13 protein-coding genes are annotated in these 14,940 nt (G+C 67.4%); 9 read left to right on the top strand and 4 right to left on the bottom strand.

Features of this window, described 5'->3' with window-relative positions; translation table 11 throughout:
• Positions 1-16 precede the first annotated feature (16 nt).
• From QYL93_RS25740 to QYL93_RS25705, 8 genes are all read left to right on the top strand, one after another.
• Entirely contained in the window at positions 17-784 is a 768-nt protein-coding gene (locus QYL93_RS25740) for a coniferyl-alcohol dehydrogenase (protein WP_305746337.1), read from the top strand.
• 14 nt (positions 785-798) lie between these two features.
• Positions 799-1,713, top strand: a complete 915-nt coding sequence (locus tag QYL93_RS25735; protein ID WP_305746336.1) for an alpha/beta hydrolase — start codon at positions 799-801, stop codon at positions 1,711-1,713.
• 108 nt (positions 1,714-1,821) lie between these two features.
• Entirely contained in the window at positions 1,822-2,715 is an 894-nt protein-coding gene (locus QYL93_RS25730) for a transporter (RefSeq protein ID WP_305746335.1), read from the top strand.
• 31 nt (positions 2,716-2,746) lie between these two features.
• Positions 2,747-4,078, top strand: coding sequence for an ABC transporter substrate-binding protein (locus QYL93_RS25725; protein ID WP_305746334.1), 1,332 nt, complete (start codon positions 2,747-2,749; stop codon positions 4,076-4,078).
• Between the two features lie 6 nt (positions 4,079-4,084).
• Complete coding sequence (locus tag QYL93_RS25720) at positions 4,085-4,846, top strand: ABC transporter ATP-binding protein (RefSeq protein WP_305746333.1); 762 nt, start codon at positions 4,085-4,087, stop codon at positions 4,844-4,846.
• Positions 4,843-5,628 carry an ABC transporter ATP-binding protein gene (locus QYL93_RS25715; RefSeq protein ID WP_305746332.1) on the top strand — a complete coding sequence of 262 codons (786 nt, stop codon included), beginning with the start codon at positions 4,843-4,845 and terminating at the stop codon, positions 5,626-5,628. The genes QYL93_RS25720 and QYL93_RS25715 overlap by 4 nt, the downstream gene beginning before the upstream one ends.
• Entirely contained in the window at positions 5,625-6,524 is a 900-nt protein-coding gene (locus tag QYL93_RS25710; protein WP_305746331.1) for a branched-chain amino acid ABC transporter permease, read from the top strand. Before QYL93_RS25715 ends, QYL93_RS25710 begins: the two co-directional genes overlap by 4 nt.
• Before the next feature lie 8 nt (positions 6,525-6,532).
• On the top strand, positions 6,533-7,579 hold the full coding sequence (locus QYL93_RS25705) for a branched-chain amino acid ABC transporter permease (protein ID WP_305746330.1): 1,047 nt from the start codon (positions 6,533-6,535) through the stop codon (positions 7,577-7,579).
• 78 nt (positions 7,580-7,657) lie between these two features.
• Here QYL93_RS25705 and QYL93_RS25700 read toward each other — a convergent pair whose 3' ends face one another.
• The 4 genes from QYL93_RS25700 to QYL93_RS25685 are packed head-to-tail and all read right to left on the bottom strand — an operon-like array spanning position 7,658 to position 13,299.
• Positions 7,658-9,298, bottom strand: a complete 1,641-nt coding sequence (locus QYL93_RS25700) for an ABC transporter ATP-binding protein (protein WP_305746329.1) — start codon at positions 9,296-9,298, stop codon at positions 7,658-7,660.
• On the bottom strand, positions 9,295-10,356 hold the full coding sequence (locus QYL93_RS25695) for an ABC transporter permease (protein WP_370877039.1): 1,062 nt from the start codon (positions 10,354-10,356) through the stop codon (positions 9,295-9,297). Before QYL93_RS25695 ends, QYL93_RS25700 begins: the two co-directional genes overlap by 4 nt.
• 49 nt (positions 10,357-10,405) lie before the next feature.
• On the bottom strand, positions 10,406-11,440 hold the full coding sequence (locus tag QYL93_RS25690; protein WP_305746327.1) for a microcin C ABC transporter permease YejB: 1,035 nt from the start codon (positions 11,438-11,440) through the stop codon (positions 10,406-10,408).
• 44 nt (positions 11,441-11,484) lie between these two features.
• Positions 11,485-13,299, bottom strand: coding sequence for an extracellular solute-binding protein (locus QYL93_RS25685; protein ID WP_305746326.1), 1,815 nt, complete (start codon positions 13,297-13,299; stop codon positions 11,485-11,487).
• A 128-nt stretch (positions 13,300-13,427) separates the two neighbouring features.
• Between QYL93_RS25685 and fabI the strand changes: the two genes are divergently transcribed.
• Positions 13,428-14,219 carry an enoyl-ACP reductase FabI gene (gene fabI, locus QYL93_RS25680; RefSeq protein WP_305746325.1) on the top strand — a complete coding sequence of 264 codons (792 nt, stop codon included), beginning with the start codon at positions 13,428-13,430 and terminating at the stop codon, positions 14,217-14,219.
• Positions 14,220-14,940 lie beyond the last annotated feature (721 nt).

Genomic DNA, 14,940 nt, shown 5'->3' with positions numbered 1-14,940 from the left:
CACAGGAGACAAATTCATGACATTGCACAACAAGACCATCGTCGTCACGGGCTGCTGCTCGGGCATTGGCGCCGACTTCGCCAAGCTGGCGCGCCAGCAGGGCGCCCGCGTGATCGGCGTGGACCGCAACGCCCCCACGCTCACCCTGGACGGCTTCATCCAGGTGGACCTGGGCGACCCCGCAGCCGTCGACGCCGCCGTGGCGCAACTGCCCGCGCAGGTGGACGCGCTGGCCAATATTGCCGGTGTGCCCGGCACCGCGCCCGCCGAACTGGTGGCCCGGGTGAACTACCTGGGGCTGCGCCACTTCACGCAGCGCGTGCTCGAGCGCATGCCTGTCGGCAGCTCCATCGTCCACATCGCATCCATCCTGGGCGCTGAGTGGCCCGCACGGCTGGAACTGCACCGCGCTCTGGGCGCCACCACCAGCTTCGAGGAAGGAGCACAGTGGCTCGCCAGCCACCCCGTGACCCAGGAGACCTGCTACCAGTATTTCAAGGAGGCGCTGATCGTCTGGAGCGCCACCCAGTCGCAAAAGATCTTCATGGAGCGCGGCGTGCGCATGAACTGCGTGGCCCCGGGCCCGGTGTTCACCCCCATCCTGGGTGATTTCGTGCAGATGCTGGGACAGGAGCGTGTGGAGAAAGACGCGCACCGCATGAAGCGCCCGGCCTTCAGCGACGAGGTGGCGCCCGTGATCGCCTTCCTGTGCAGCGACGCGGCGCGCTGGGTGAGCGGCATCAACCTGCCCGTGGATGGCGGGCTGGCCTCGACCTATATCTGAGCGAGGGATTGCCCATGTCCGTACAACAGCTGGAGGCCATCCTGCAGATGGCCGCACAGAACCCACCGCCGCCGCAGGCCAGCCCCGAGCAGCTGCGCGCCTGGTTTGACGCCAGCAACTCGCAGATGCCCTTGGCGCAGGGGCTGCCCATCCAGAGCCTGCGCATCCCCGATGCAGCTGGCGGCAGCATGGCGGCAGAGCTGCTGGGCACACCACAGGCCGACACGCGCAAGCTCATCATCTACTACCACGCGGGCGGCTTCGTGTTTGGCTCGCTGGCCTCGCACCGAGCGCTGTGCTCGTACCTGGCGCAGTTCAGCGGGTCGCACGTGCTCAACGTGGACTACCGGCTGGCGCCGGAACACCCGTCACCCGCTGCGCACGACGATGCACTGGCGGCCTACCATTGGGCGCTGGCCAATGGCTACGCCGCGTCGGCCATTGCGCTGGCAGGCGACTCCGCAGGCGGCAACCTGGCCCTGTCCACCGCCGTGCGCGCCCGCAACCAGGGGCTGCCCCTGCCGGCGGCCATCGTGGCCTTGTCGCCGGCGCTGGACCTGGCATCCGAGGGCGAGTCCCACCGCACGGTAGATGACCCATTCATCACCCGCGAGCTCATGGGATTTTTCAATGCCATGTATGTGCCTGGTGGCGATGTGCGCGCACCCACCGTCACGCCGTTCTACAGCGCCGAGCTGCAGGGCCTGCCACCGGTGCAACTGCAGGTAGGTGGCCGGGAGCGGCTGCGGGACGACGCCGTGACCATGGCCGCGCGCCTGAAGGCGGCGGGCGTGGAGGTGGAATGCACGGTGTGGGACGGCATGGTGCACTGCTGGCAGCTGTTTGCGCCGGCGCTCGATGAGGCCCTGGAGTCGCTGGAGCAGGCCGGGCGCTTCATGGCCGCACGCCAGCGCACCGCCCCTGCGTGACGCTGCCACAGCCTCCGGCAACCCGCCACATCACCCCAAGCCCAACGGCGCACGCCGTGGCGTGAGCCTGCGTGCATGAAGAACAACACGAATGAACCAGGAGACAACATGACAACGAAAAATATCCGCCTGGCGCTGGCGGCACTTGCCTGCGCCTCGTCCACGGCCGCCTTTGCCACCGAAGGCGGTGGCTCCACCTACCCGCTGGGCACCGAGAACTTCATGGCCGGTGCTGCGCCGCCACCCGGGCTGTATGTGCTGGAGTACCTGAACTACTACACCACCAGCCGCGTGAACGATGGCCAGGGCAACGCCGTGCCCATCCCCGGCTTCAAGGTGCGCGCGGCGGCGGCGGCCACGCGCCTGATCTGGATCACACCGCAGCAGGCGCTGGGCGGCCAGGTGACCGCGCACGCCATCCTGCCGCTGGTGGACCTGTCGGTGCGGGCCGGCGGGGCAAGCGACTCGCGCACCGGCCTGGGCGACGTGACGGTCGGCGCTGGGGTGGCCTGGCACCACTCGGCCCAATTGCACAGCGTGCTGGGCCTGGACGCCGTGCTGCCCACCGGGGCCTACGAACGCACGCGCCAGGCCAACATTGGCCGCAACTACCTGTCGGTGCAGCCCCTGGGCGTGCTGACCTTCATGGACCCCAGCGGCTTCAACGGCGATGTGAAGGCCACGCTCAACTTCAACCGCACCAACAGCGACACGAACTACCGCTCGGGCCGCGAATTCATCGTGGACTACGCCGCGGGCTGGGGCCTGGGCAACGGCTGGGTGCTGGGCGTGGGCGGCTACCTGTACCGGCAATGGAGCGATGACAAGGTGGGTGGCGTGGCCCTGGCGGGCTCGCGTGGCCGCAGCCAGTCGATCGGGCCTTCCGTGCGCTACGCCGACGGCAAGGGCTGGCTCATCACCGCCAAGCTCGAGAAGGAGTTCGGTGTGCGCAACCGCGCCCAGGGCTCGCAGTTCTGGCTCAAGACCACCGTGCCTTTCTGAACCCCGCGACCAACCCCTTTGAGGAATTCCCATGAACAACACGCTTTCATCCCCTGTGGCCACCGAGACGACCACGCTCCGCAAACTCTCGCGCCGTGACTTGATCACTGCGGCCGGCGCCGGCAGCCTGGCCCTGGGCTCCGGCCCGCTGTGGGCCCAGGCCGCCGCTGCGGCGCCCGTGCTCAAGGTGGGCTTCATCAGCCCCCGCACCGGCCCGCTGGGCGCACTGGGCGAGACCGACAGCTTCATCCTGGCCCAGGTGCGCAAGACGCTGGCTGCGGGCCTGACCATTGGCGGCGTGAAGTACGCGGTGGAGATCCTGGACCGCGACACCCAGTCGGACCCGGCCCGCGCCAGCCAGTTGGCCAAGGGCCTGATCAACAACGACAGGATCGACCTCATGCTCACCACCACCACGCCCGAGACGGTGAACCCGGTGTCGGATGCGTGCGAGGCGGCGGGCGTGCCCTGCCTGTCCACCGTGATGCCGTGGGAGGCCTGGTACTTCGGCCGGGGCGCCAAGCCCGGCGCGCCTTCGCCCTTCAAGTGGACCTACCACTTCTCGTTCGGCGGCGGCAGCTTTACCCGGTCGTACACCTCGCAGTTTTCCGCGTTGCCCACCAACAAGAAGATTGGTGTGCTGTACCCCAACGATGCCGACGGCAACGCCATCCGCGCCACGCTGGCGCCCGAGCTCAGCAAGGCTGGCTTCACCGTGGTGGACGCGGGGCCTTATGAAAATGGCACCACCGACTTCTCTGCGCAGATAGCGCGCTTCAAGGCCGAGCGCTGCGAGATCTTCAACACCTTCCCCATCCCGCCGGACTTTGCCACCTTCTGGCGGCAGGCGGCCCAGCAGGGCTACACGCGCATGGTGAAGATCGCGCAGATCGCCAAGACGGGCCTGGTGCCCTCGCAGGTGGAGGCCCTGGGCCCGCTGGCGGTGAACCTGGGCGCCGGGTGCTTCTGGCACAAGACCTTTCCGTACGCATCGCCGCTCACCGGGCTCACCGGGGTGCAACTGGCCGATGCCTACGAGGCCAGTACCGGCAAGCAATGGACGCAGATGCTGGGCTCCACCATGTCGCTGTTCGATGCGGGCACCGAGGCCTTGAAGGCCAGCACCAACCCGCGCGACAAGGCGGCCCTGGCGCGTGCCATCAGCACGCTCAAGGCCACCACCATGCAGGGGCCGGTGGACTTTGCCAAGGGGCCCGTGCCCAATGTGTCGGTGACGCCGGTGGTGGGAGCGCAGTGGGTCAAGCCTGCGCAGGGCAGCAAGTTCAAGCTGGACATCATCATCACTGAGAACGCCAACGACCGCAGCATTCCGGTGGCGGCGGCGCTCCAGTCCTACAGCTGAGCGGCCATGGCACAACCCCAACCACGGGGCCTGCCTGCGGGCGGCCCATTGCTGCTGCAGGCCCAGGGCATAGGGATGCGCTTTGGCGCGCTCCAGGTGCTGGATCGGCTGGATTTTTCCGTGGGTGCCGACGAGGCCGTGGGCATCGTCGGGCCCAACGGCGCGGGCAAGACCACGCTGCTGAACGTGCTGGCCGGGGCGCATGCGCCCAGCCAGGGGACCGTGTGGTTCAAGGGTGTGGATGTGGGCGCCTGGGGCGCGGCAGACCGCTGCCGCGCGGGCATTGCGCGCACCCACCAGGTGCCGCGCCCGTTCCTGGGCATGACGGTGTTCGAGAACGTCCTGGCCGCCGCCACGCACGGTGCCGGGCTGAACGCCCGCGATGCGGGCGACCGGGCCATGGAGGCCCTGCACCTGTGCGGCATGGGGACGCTGGCCAACCGCCGCGCGGAAACCCTGGGCCTGCTGGGCCGCAAGCGGCTGGAGCTGGTGCGCGCGCTGGCCACACAGCCCACCGTGCTGCTGCTCGACGAAATCGGGGGCGGCCTGACCGATGCCGAGGCGAGCGAGTTGGTGGACCTGGTGCGCGCCATCCGCAGCCGCCAGATCGCCATCGTCTGGATCGAGCACCTCGTGCACGTGCTGCTGCAGGTGGCCACGCGCCTGGTGTGCATGGAGGGCGGGCGGATCATCGCCAGCGGCGATCCGCAGGCCGTGCTGGCCGACGCCACGGTGGTCGAGGCCTATCTGGGCGGGGTGGTGGCATGAGCGCCCTTCTGGAAATCGGTTCTGTGGACGCCCACCATGGGCAACTGCCTGCCGTGCGCAGTGTGTCGCTGCAGGTGCACCCGGGCGACATCCTGGCCCTGGTGGGCGCCAACGGCGCGGGCAAGACCACGCTGTTGCGTACCGTGGCCGGCGCACACCGCGCCAGCAGCGGCACGCTGCGGTGGGACGGCGAGGACATCACCCGCATGCCCGCCCACCAGCGCGTGGCCCGGGGGCTGGCGCTGGTTCCCGAAGGGCGGCGCCTGTTTGCCGGCATGACGGTGCGCGAGAACCTGCTGGTGGCACGGGCAGCCGGCCGGCGCGGGCCCTGGACGCTGGACACGGTGCTCGGTGCATTCCCGCAGTTGCAGCCCAAGCTGCATGCGCGGGCGGGCGAGCTGTCGGGCGGGCAGCAGCAGGCCGTGGCCATTGGCCGCGCGCTGATGACCAACCCGCGCCTACTGCTGCTCGACGAAATATCGCTGGGCCTGTCGCCCCTGGCGGTGCAAGGCGTATACGACGCGCTGCGGGGCGTGGTGGGCCAGGGCACCACCCTGGTGCTGGTGGAGCAGGACCTGCAGCGTGTGCAGGCCGTTGCCACCCGCATCGTCTGCATGCTCGAAGGCCGCGTGGTGGCCGATGCGCCCGCTGCCGAACTCTCGCGTGCGCAGATCACCGCGCATTACTTCGGTGCGCAGCGGCCCGGCAGCGCGCCCGCGGGTCACCCCGCTGGCAACCCGGGCGTGGCGCCTGCCGACAACCCCCACGAGATGCCCGCATGAACCTGCTCAATCAACTCATCCAGGGCCTGCTGCTGGGGGGCTACTACGCCCTGCTGGCCTGCGGGCTGTCCTTCATGTTCGGCGTCATGCGTATCATCAACCTGGCCCATGGCAGCCTGGCCGTGGTAGCCGCCTACCTGCTGTGGCTGCTGGCCGAGCCCCTGGGCTGGCACCCGCTGCTGGCCCTGCTGGCGGTGCTGCCGGCCATGGCGCTGCTGGGCTGGGTGCTGCACCGGCTGGTGCTGGAGCGCAGCGCACGTCTGGGGGCACTGGTGCCCCTGCTCGCCACCTTCGGCCTGGCCAGCGTGATCGACAACCTGCTGTTCCAGCACTTCGGGGCCGATACACGCTCGCTGGCCACCGCCATCGGCACGCTGGCCTACGACAGCTGGGAGCTGCCCGGCGGCATCTACGTGGGCCAATTGCCCGCGATGGTGCTGCTGCTGGCTGTGGCCCTGCTGGGCGGACTGCACGCGATGCTGGCGCACACGGCGCTGGGATGGCAGATCCGAGCGGCCTCGGAAGACGCCGACACCGCGCGCCTGGTGGGCGTGCACACCGGGGCCGTGTTCGCCGCAGCCTCGGCCATCACCATGGTCACCGTCACCCTGGCCGGGGCATCGCTGGCCATGCGGGCCACGTTCGATCCGTTCTCGGGGCCGCAGCAGCTCATCTTTGCCTTCGAGGCCGTGATCATCGGCGGAGCGGGCTCGCTGTGGGGCACGCTGCTGGGCGGCGTGGTGCTGGGCGTGGCGCAGAACCTGGGGGCGCAGGTGCATCCCCAGGGCTTTCTGATCGCCGGGCATGCCACCTTCCTCACCATCCTGCTGGCCCGGCTCTACGCGAGCGGCGCACTGCGCAGGTTCTTTTCCACCCGTCGCCAGCCCACACCATGAGCCTCCCTATGAGTTCCCCTTCTCCTGCACCTGCGGGCCAGCCCGCCTGGACCATTCATCGCTGGACGCGCGCATCCCGTGTCTGCGCCGGTGCTGCGGTGCCACTGCTGGCCGTGCTCTTTCTGGGCCCGCTGTGGCTGCAGGCGGGCACGGTGGACCGGCTCACCACGCTGTTCATCTACGTCATCCTGGCGGTGATGTGGAATGCCCTGGCAGGCTATGCCGGGCTGGTGTCGATTGGCCACCAGGCATTCTTCGGGCTCGGGGCTTACGCCATGGTCCGGCTGGCCGATGCCGGCCTGGACCCCTACCACGCGCTGCTGCTGGGTGCCGTGCTGGTGGCGCTGGTGGCGGTGCCGCTGGCGGCCTTCATGCTGCGCCTGCAGGGCGGCGAGTTCGCCATCGGCATGTGGGTGGTGGCCGCGCTGGCGCACCTGTGCGTGAACCTGGACAGCCTGGTGCAGGGCGAGACCGGCACCTCCATGATCGCGCTGCAGCAGTACGCCGCCGACGAACGGCGTGCCTACACCTACTGGGCGGCGCTGGCGGCCATGGCGGGGCTGTGCTGGGCCGTGTTCCTGCTGCTGCGCAGCAAGGTGGGCACGGCGGCGCAGGCCATCCGCGACAACGAGACGGCAGCCATCTCCATCGGCGTGCGCGTGGTGGCCGTCAAGCGCCTGGTGTTCGTGCTGTCGGCGTTCGGCTGCGCGCTGGCCGGGGGGCTGTGGCTGGCCACGTCGATCAGCTTTCAGCCCAAAACGTACTTCAGCGTGCAGTGGACGGCCTACATGATCTTCATGGTGCTGGTGGGTGGCATCGGCACCATGGAAGGCCCTATCCTGGGCGCGCTGCTGTTCTTTGCGGTGGAGACCTGGTGGGGCGGCCAGGGCGTGGCCTACCTCATCGGGCTGGGGGCCATCGCCATGCTGTTTGCGCTGTTCCTGCCCAAGGGGATATGGGGTACGCTGCAGCAGCGCTGGGACGTGCACCTGCTGTCGGCCGGCTACCGCGTGCGGGCACGCGAACCTCATACGGATTTGCATTCAATCGGATAGCTAGGCGGTAAGCCGCAGACAGTGCTATAGCACGGCAAGGCGACCCAACGACGCTAGCCGGTTGAAGGCAAATCTGTATCAGTCCAGCCCGGCGGACTCCACCAGTCGCCGCGTATAAGGGTGCTGCGGCGCGTCGAGCACCTGGCCCACGGGGCCGCTTTCAAGCACGTTGCCGTCCTTCATCACCAGCACCTCGTGCGCCATGGCGCGTATCACCTGCACGTCGTGGGTGATGAGCAGGTAGCTCAGGCCCTTTTCCTTCTGCAGACGCTGCAGCAGCTTGAGCACTTGCTGCTGGATGGTGACGTCGAGCGCGCTGGTGGGCTCGTCGAGCACCAGCAGCTGCGGCTGCACGATGAGGGCGCGCGCAATGGCCAGGCGCTGGCGCTGGCCGCCCGAGAATTCGTGCGGGTAGCGCGCCAGCAGGCCGGGGAACTGCGCCTCGGTCAGGCCCACCTCGGCCAGGGCCGCCTCCACGCGGGTGCGGCGCTCGGCCACGCTGAGCGTGGGTTCGTGCACGCGCATGCCCTCGCCCACGATTTCTTCCACCGTAAGGCGTGGCGACAGCGATGAGAACGGGTCCTGAAACACCACCTGCACCTTGCGGCGCAGTTGCTGGTTGGCCGGTGAATTGCGCATGGCCGGCGCCTGCCAGCCCTGCCCCGCCACCTGCAGTGTTCCACCAAAAGGCAGCAGCCCCAGGATGGCCTGCGCCAGGGTGGACTTGCCCGAGCCCGATTCACCCACTACCCCGAGCGTGCGGCCGGGTGGCAGCGCCAGGCTGGCGCCCTGCACGGCCACGAACTCCCCCTTCTTGAACCAGCCACGCAGGCCCGGCAATGGCGTGGGATAGACCACGCGCAGATCGCTGGCCTGCAGCACGGGCGGGGTGCCGGGCGCGGGTGCAGCCTCGATCACGTCGCGCTGGGGCTGGCTTTGCATCAGCTTGCGGGTGTAGGCATGCTGGGGCGCACCGAACACCTCGGCCACGGCGCCCTGCTCCACCAGCACGCCTTGCTCCATCACGGCCACGCGGTCAGCAAAGCGGCGCACCAGGTTCAGGTCGTGGGTGATGAGCAGCACGGCCATGCCGGTCTGGCGCTGCAGATCACTGAGCAGGTCCAGGATCTGGCCGCGCAAGGTCACGTCGAGCGCGGTGGTGGGTTCGTCGGCCAGCAGCAGCTGCGGCTCGCTGGCCAGGGCCATGGCGATCATGGCGCGCTGGCGCTGCCCGCCCGAGAGCTGGTGCGGGAAGGAATTGGCCCGGCGCGCAGGCTCGGGGATACCGGTCTTGGCCAGCAGCTCGATGGCCGCCTGGGCGCACTGCGCGCCCGTGAGGCCCTTCTTGAGCTGCAGGATCTCCGCTATCTGCTGGCCGATGGTCATCAGCGGGTTCAGCGCCGTCATGGGCTCCTGAAAGACCATGGCGATCTCGCCACCGCGCACGCCGCGCATCTCGCGCTCGCTCAGGGCCAGCAGGTCGCGCCCGCGCAGCAGCGCCTGGCCGCACACCCGGGCATCGCCCGCCAGGCGCAGCAAACTCAGCGCGGTGATGGTCTTGCCCGAGCCCGATTCGCCCACCAGGGCGAGCTTTTCGCCGGGGGCGATGCTGAAGCTCGCGCCGCACACCACTTCCTTGGTGCCGAAGTGGACGTGCAGGTCGCGCACGTCGAGCAATGGGCCGGTATGGGCTGCGCCCGTCACAGATGCTGCGTTCATTTATCGGCCTTGCGAGGGTCCAGGGCGTCGCGCAGCGCGTCGCCCATGAAGGTCAGCAGCAGCAGGGTGATCACCAGCACGGCAAAGGTGCTCAACGATATCCACCAGGCATCGATGTTGTTCTTGCCCTGGCTCAACAGCTCGCCCAGGCTCGGGGTGCCGGGTGGCACGCCCAAGCCGAGGAAGTCGAGGGCGGTGAGCGACAGAATGGCGGCACTCATGCGAAACGGCAGAAAGGTGACCACAGGGGTCAGGCTGTTGGGCAGGATGTGGCGCCAGATGATCTGCGCATTGCTGACGCCGAGGGCGCGCGCGGCCTTCACGTAGTCGAGCTGGCGGTTGCGCAGGAACTCGGCGCGCACATAGTCCGACAGTCCCATCCAACCGAACAGGGAGAGCAGGATGAGCAGCAAGGAGATGCTGGGCGCAAACAGCGCACTGAAGATGATGAGCAGGTACAGCTCGGGCATGGAGCCCCAGATCTCGATGAAGCGCTGGAACGCCAGATCCGTCTTGCCGCCGAAGAAGCCCTGGATCGCGCCGGTGATGATGCCCAGCACGGTGCCGATGAAGGTCAGTGCCAAGCCGAACAGCACGCTGACGCGAAAGCCGTAGAGCAACTGGGCCACCATGTCCCGGCCGCGGTCATCGGTGCCCATCCAGTTGTCCCGCGTGGGGGCCGATGGATTGGGCTCCTTGGCGAAGTAATTGAGGGTGGTGGGGCCGTAGGGGATGAGGGTGTAGAGCGCCCAGTTGCTGCCGGCGCTCAGGCGCTGCTGGATGAAGGGGTCCAGGTAGTCCGTGGGGGTCTCGAAATCGCCACCGAAGGTCTTTTCGGGGTAGATCTGGAGCATGGGGAAGTAGGTCTGCCCTTCGTATCGCACGATCAGGGGCCGGTCATTGCTGACCAGCTCGGCCGCCAGGCTGATGACCACCAGCACGCAGAAGATCACCAGGCTCCAGAAGCCCAGGCGGTTGCGCTTGAAGCGCAGCCAGGCCCGGCGCGAGGGAGAAAGGGACACGAGGGCCGTGGAGGCCGCTGGCGCGGCAGCCGGCATGGCGGCTGCGGTGCTGCTGGAGGGGCTTGCAGAGGGCACGTTCATGCGGTCAGTCAAACTTCACGCGGGGGTCAACCCACACATAGCAGAGGTCGCTGATGAGCTTGGTGACCAGGCCGATCAGGGTGAAGAGGTACAGCGTGCCCAGCACCACGGGGTAGTCGCGGCGGATCACGCTCTCGTAGCCGAGCAGGCCCAGGCCATCGAGCGAGAACAGCGTCTCGATGAGCAGCGAGCCGGCGAAGAAGGCACCGATGAATGCCGCCGGGAAACCCGTGATGATGGGAATCAGCGCGTTGCGGAACACATGTTTCCACAGCACCTGCCGCTCCGACAGGCCCTTGGCCCGCGCCGTCAGCACATACTGCTTGCGAATCTCCTCGAGAAAGGCGTTCTTGGTGAGCATGGCCGTCACCGCGAAGCTGCCCGCCACCATGGCCGTCACCGGCAGCGTGATGTGCCACAGGTAGTCCACGATGCGCGCCCCCCAGCTGAGCTGCTCCCAGTTGGAGGACACCAGCCCGCGCAACGGGAACCACTGCAACTGGCCGCCGAAGATCACCAGCAGCGCCACGCCGAGCACAAAGCCCGGTATGGCATAGCCCACCAGGATGAGCAGCGTGGTCACCAGGTCGAAGCGCGAGCCCGCTCGCACCGCCTTGGCCACGCCCAGCGGCACGGCCACCAGGTAGCTGATGAAGAAGGTCCACAGGCCAAGGCTGATGGAGACGGGCAGTTTCTCCTTGACCAGGTCCCACACGCTCTTGTTCTGGAAAAAGCTCTTGCCCAGGTCGAAGCGTGCGAACTGGCCGAGCATGATGAAGAAACGCTCATGCGCGGGCTTGTCGAAGCCGTAGAGCGCCTTGATCTGCTCCACCCGCTTGGGGTCCACGCCCTGGTCACCGCGGTAGACCATGCCGCCGCCTTCCGCACCACGCCCCTTGCCCGCTGCGGCGCGCGCCTCGGCCATGTACTGCTCCACCGGGCCGCCGGGCACGAACTGGATCACCGCAAAGGTCAGAAGCAATACCCCCAGCAAGGTGGGCAGCATGAGCAGCAGGCGTTTGGCGATGTAGGCAAGCATGGCGTGTGGCTGGGCTCCGGCGGTTCAGGGTTGGGCCGTCATCATCATGGCTTCTTGATGCTCCACCAGGAGAACATCAGCCATTCTTCAGCCTTGGCATACGGGGGCATGGGCTCCTTGTAGGCCAGGCGCTGCTGGTTGTAGACCACGCGGTGCGACGACAGGGTCCACTGCGGAATCAAATAGTGGCTGTGCATGATCACGCGGTCCAGCGCGCGGCAGGCGGGCAGCAGTTCGGCCTTGGTGTCGGCGCGAGTGAGTGCGGTCACGATGGCGTCCACGGCCGGACTCTTCACACCCGAATGGTTGCTGGCGCCTTCCACGTCGGCCCGCTTGCTGCCGAAGTACTCCTGCATCTCCTGGCCCGGGTTGTAGGTGCCCTGGTAGTTCAGGGTGATCATGTCGAAGTCGAACTTGTCCATGCGCTGCTGGTACAACGCGAAGTCCGCCGCCGTGAAGCGCAGGGTAATGCCCAGCTTTTCGAGGTTGCGAATCCACGGCGCCAGGCCGCGGGCGCCGCCTTCCCTGCTGTCCAGGTACTCGATCACCATGGCATCGCCCTTGGCGTTGCGCAGGGCACCATCGCGGTAGGTCCAGCCCGCATCGGCCAGCAGTTGGCGCGCACGGCGCAGGTTCTCGCGCAGCGAGTGTCCCTCGCCCTCGGTCACCGGCGGCTGGTACATGGGGCCGAACACAGCGTCGGGCACCTTGCCACGCCAGGGCTCCAGCAGCTTGAGCTCCTCGGGGCCGGGGGTGCCGGTGGCCTGGCAGTCGGTGTTGCCGAACAGGTCGGTCACGCGCGGGTAGCCGCCGTAGAACATCTGGCGGTTCATCCACTCGTAGTCGATGGCCAGACCCAGCGCCTCGCGCACGCGCGGGTCGCTCAGCATGGGCCGGCGGGTGTTGAGCACATAGCTCTGAAAGCCCGCAGGCAAGCGGTGCTTCATGTCCTTCTTTACCAGCACACCCTGCTTGAACAGCTTTCCGTTGATGCGGCGCGCCCAATCGCCCGCCGAGTACACGGTCATGAAGTCGAACTCGCCGGCCTTCACAGCTTCCAGCCGGGCGGTGTTGTCCTTGTAGATTTTGACGGTGATGTTGTCGAAGTTGAACGCGCCCTTGTTCACGTTCAGGTTGCGGCCCCAGTAGTTGAGGTCGCGCGCATAGGTGATGTCGCGCCCGAAGGCCACCGGGCCGATGCGGTATGGGCCGCTGCCGATGGGTGTCTCGGTCACGATTTCATCGAAGCGCTTGGCCTTACCGTCGGCCTGGCGACCCCAGGCGCGGCTGAAGATGGGCAGACTGCCCACCGTGAGCGGCAGCTCGCGATTGGGCAGCTTGAAGCGAAAGCGCACGGTGCGCTTGTCGATCACGTCCACGCCGGCCACTTCCTGCAGCGAGGTAGCGTAGCCGGGGGCAGCCTGGGGGCTGATCAACGTCTCGTACGTGTGCTTGACGTCTGCCGCCTCCACAGGGTTGCCATCGTGAAAGCGTGCCTCGGCCCTCAGGCGGAACGTCACGCTCAGCCGGTCGGACGCCACGTCCACGTCCTCGGCCAGCAGCCCGTAGCCCGAAGCGGTCTCGTCCATCGAGCCCGTGAGCAGTGTCTCGAACAGCAGGTCCGACAGGTAGGCCGGCGGCGACCCCTTCATGGTGAAGGGGTTGTACTTGTCGAAGGTGGAGTAGCGCAGGTTGCTCACCATTCGCAGCTCGCCCCCCTTTGGTGCATCAGGATTCACATAGTCGAAATGCGCAAACCCGGCCGGGTACTTGAGGTCACCCCACAGCGCATAGCCGTGCGCGGCCCAGGCCGGAGCCGTGCAACAACCCATCAGCAAAAAAGCAAGCCAATACCGCATGCGACAATTCTGCACTACGTTCGGCCGGCTCTGCTGCGGATGGCGCATATCCATGCGCGGTGCTTACCCCAGGCCCTTCACCGCCATTTATGTTACTTATCCCCCCCAATTCCACAGGAGAACAAACCATGGGTTTTCTGACCGGCAAGAAGCTGCTCATCACGGGCGTGCTGTCCAACCGCTCCATCGCCTACGGTATCGCCCGGGCCTGCCACGCGCAGGGCGCAGAACTTGCCTTCAGCTACGTGGGCGAGCGTTTCAAGGACCGCATCACCGACTTCGCGGCCGAGTTTGACTCCACGCTCATTTTCGACTGCGACGTGGGCAGCGATGAGCAGATCGACCGCATGTTCGCCGACCTGGCTCAGGTGTGGCCAAAGTTCGATGGCTTCGTGCACAGCATCGGCTTCGCCCCGCGCGAGGCGATTGCCGGCGATTTTCTGGAAGGCCTGTCGCGCGAGTCGTTCCGCATCGCGCACGACATCAGCGCCTACAGCTTCCCGGCCATGGCCAAGTCGGCCCTGCCCTACCTCAACGAAAAATCGTCGCTGATCACGCTGAGCTACCTGGGCGCTTTGCGCACCATCCCCAACTACAACACCATGGGCCTGGCCAAGGCCAGCCTGGAAGCCAGCGTGCGCTATCTGGCCGAAGCGCTCGGCCCCAAGGGCATGCGTGTGAACGGCATCAGCGCCGGGCCGATCAAGACGCTGGCTGCCAGCGGGATCAAGGACTTTGGCAAGCTGCTGTCGATGGTGGCGGATTCTTCTCCATTGCGCCGCAATGTGACGATTGAAGATGTGGGGAATGTGGCGGCGTTTTTGCTGTCGGATCTGGCCGGGGGGATGACGGCTGAAATCACTTATGTCGATGGCGGGTTCAGCCAGACGGCTGGGGTTAGCCGGGATACGGTGGGCTGATTGTCTTTGTTTGAAGCTTCGCGGCCTTTGGGTCTGTGGTTGCTTCAGTTGTTGATTGAAGGGCGGAGGCCGGGGTGTGCGCCCGGCGGCGCACCTACCTTCTTTTGCGTCGCCAAAAGAAGGTAGGCCAAGAAAAGGCGACCCCGCTGCCCGTGTCCCCCTCGCCGGGGGCGAGGGGGCAGCCTGCGATGCTCGGTCCTGGGGTGGCGCCGAAGAACTCCCTGCGCTGCCTCTGCGGGGCAGCTCCGGTCAAACAGCTTCGGCGAGCCAGACAACGATGCGCGTGTCCTTCGGCACGCGCTCACCCCAGGCCCTGCGCTTCTCGGCACGGTCAGAAGGGGGTGGGAGCGGGCTCCACTCGGGCCATTGCTTCGCTCGGCCCGTTGCGCCTTCGCTGCGCTCGGCTCGCCAGGGCGGCTGCGCCGCCCGTCGGCAGCGCGCAGCGCGTAACCGACATCCGGCGTAGCTGCGCAGCAGCAGCCGTCTTTGTCCCCGCTCCCCACCCCTGCTGGCTGCGCCGAGAAGCGCAGGGGCTGGGGTGGGTGCGTGTGCCGAAGGACACACGCACTTCGTGCTCTAGCTTGCCGATGCTGTTTGAGCGGAGTTCGAAGAACGCAGCGAGTTCATCGGCACCACCCCAGATCCGAGCATCGCAGGTTGCCCCCGTTCGCCCTACAGGGCGAACGGGGGACGCAGACTGGGGGTCGCCTTTTCTTGGCCC

Origin of the sequence: Acidovorax sp. A1169, from assembly GCF_030704685.1 — a bacterium.
Lineage (GTDB): Bacteria > Pseudomonadota > Gammaproteobacteria > Burkholderiales > Burkholderiaceae_C > Acidovorax.
Note: the sequence above shows the minus strand (reverse complement) of the source record. Positions and strands in the feature narration are given on the sequence as shown.

Bases quoted from the DNA above. Each gene is read 5' to 3' on its own strand.
- QYL93_RS25740 (WP_305746337.1), top strand. From the start codon at position 17: ATGACATTGCACAACAAGACCATCGTCGTCACGGGCTGCTGCTCGGGC.
- QYL93_RS25735 (WP_305746336.1), top strand. From the start codon at position 799: ATGTCCGTACAACAGCTGGAGGCCATCCTGCAGATGGCCGCACAGAAC.
- QYL93_RS25730 (WP_305746335.1), top strand. From the start codon at position 1,822: ATGACAACGAAAAATATCCGCCTGGCGCTGGCGGCACTTGCCTGCGCC.
- QYL93_RS25725 (WP_305746334.1), top strand. From the start codon at position 2,747: ATGAACAACACGCTTTCATCCCCTGTGGCCACCGAGACGACCACGCTC.
- QYL93_RS25720 (WP_305746333.1), top strand. From the start codon at position 4,085: ATGGCACAACCCCAACCACGGGGCCTGCCTGCGGGCGGCCCATTGCTG.
- QYL93_RS25715 (WP_305746332.1), top strand. From the start codon at position 4,843: ATGAGCGCCCTTCTGGAAATCGGTTCTGTGGACGCCCACCATGGGCAA.
- QYL93_RS25710 (WP_305746331.1), top strand. From the start codon at position 5,625: ATGAACCTGCTCAATCAACTCATCCAGGGCCTGCTGCTGGGGGGCTAC.
- QYL93_RS25705 (WP_305746330.1), top strand. From the start codon at position 6,533: ATGAGTTCCCCTTCTCCTGCACCTGCGGGCCAGCCCGCCTGGACCATT.
- QYL93_RS25700 (WP_305746329.1), bottom strand. From the start codon at position 9,298: ATGAACGCAGCATCTGTGACGGGCGCAGCCCATACCGGCCCATTGCTC.
- QYL93_RS25695 (WP_370877039.1), bottom strand. From the start codon at position 10,356: ATGCCGGCTGCCGCGCCAGCGGCCTCCACGGCCCTCGTGTCCCTTTCT.
- QYL93_RS25690 (WP_305746327.1), bottom strand. From the start codon at position 11,440: ATGCTTGCCTACATCGCCAAACGCCTGCTGCTCATGCTGCCCACCTTG.
- QYL93_RS25685 (WP_305746326.1), bottom strand. From the start codon at position 13,299: ATGCGGTATTGGCTTGCTTTTTTGCTGATGGGTTGTTGCACGGCTCCG.
- fabI (WP_305746325.1), top strand. From the start codon at position 13,428: ATGGGTTTTCTGACCGGCAAGAAGCTGCTCATCACGGGCGTGCTGTCC.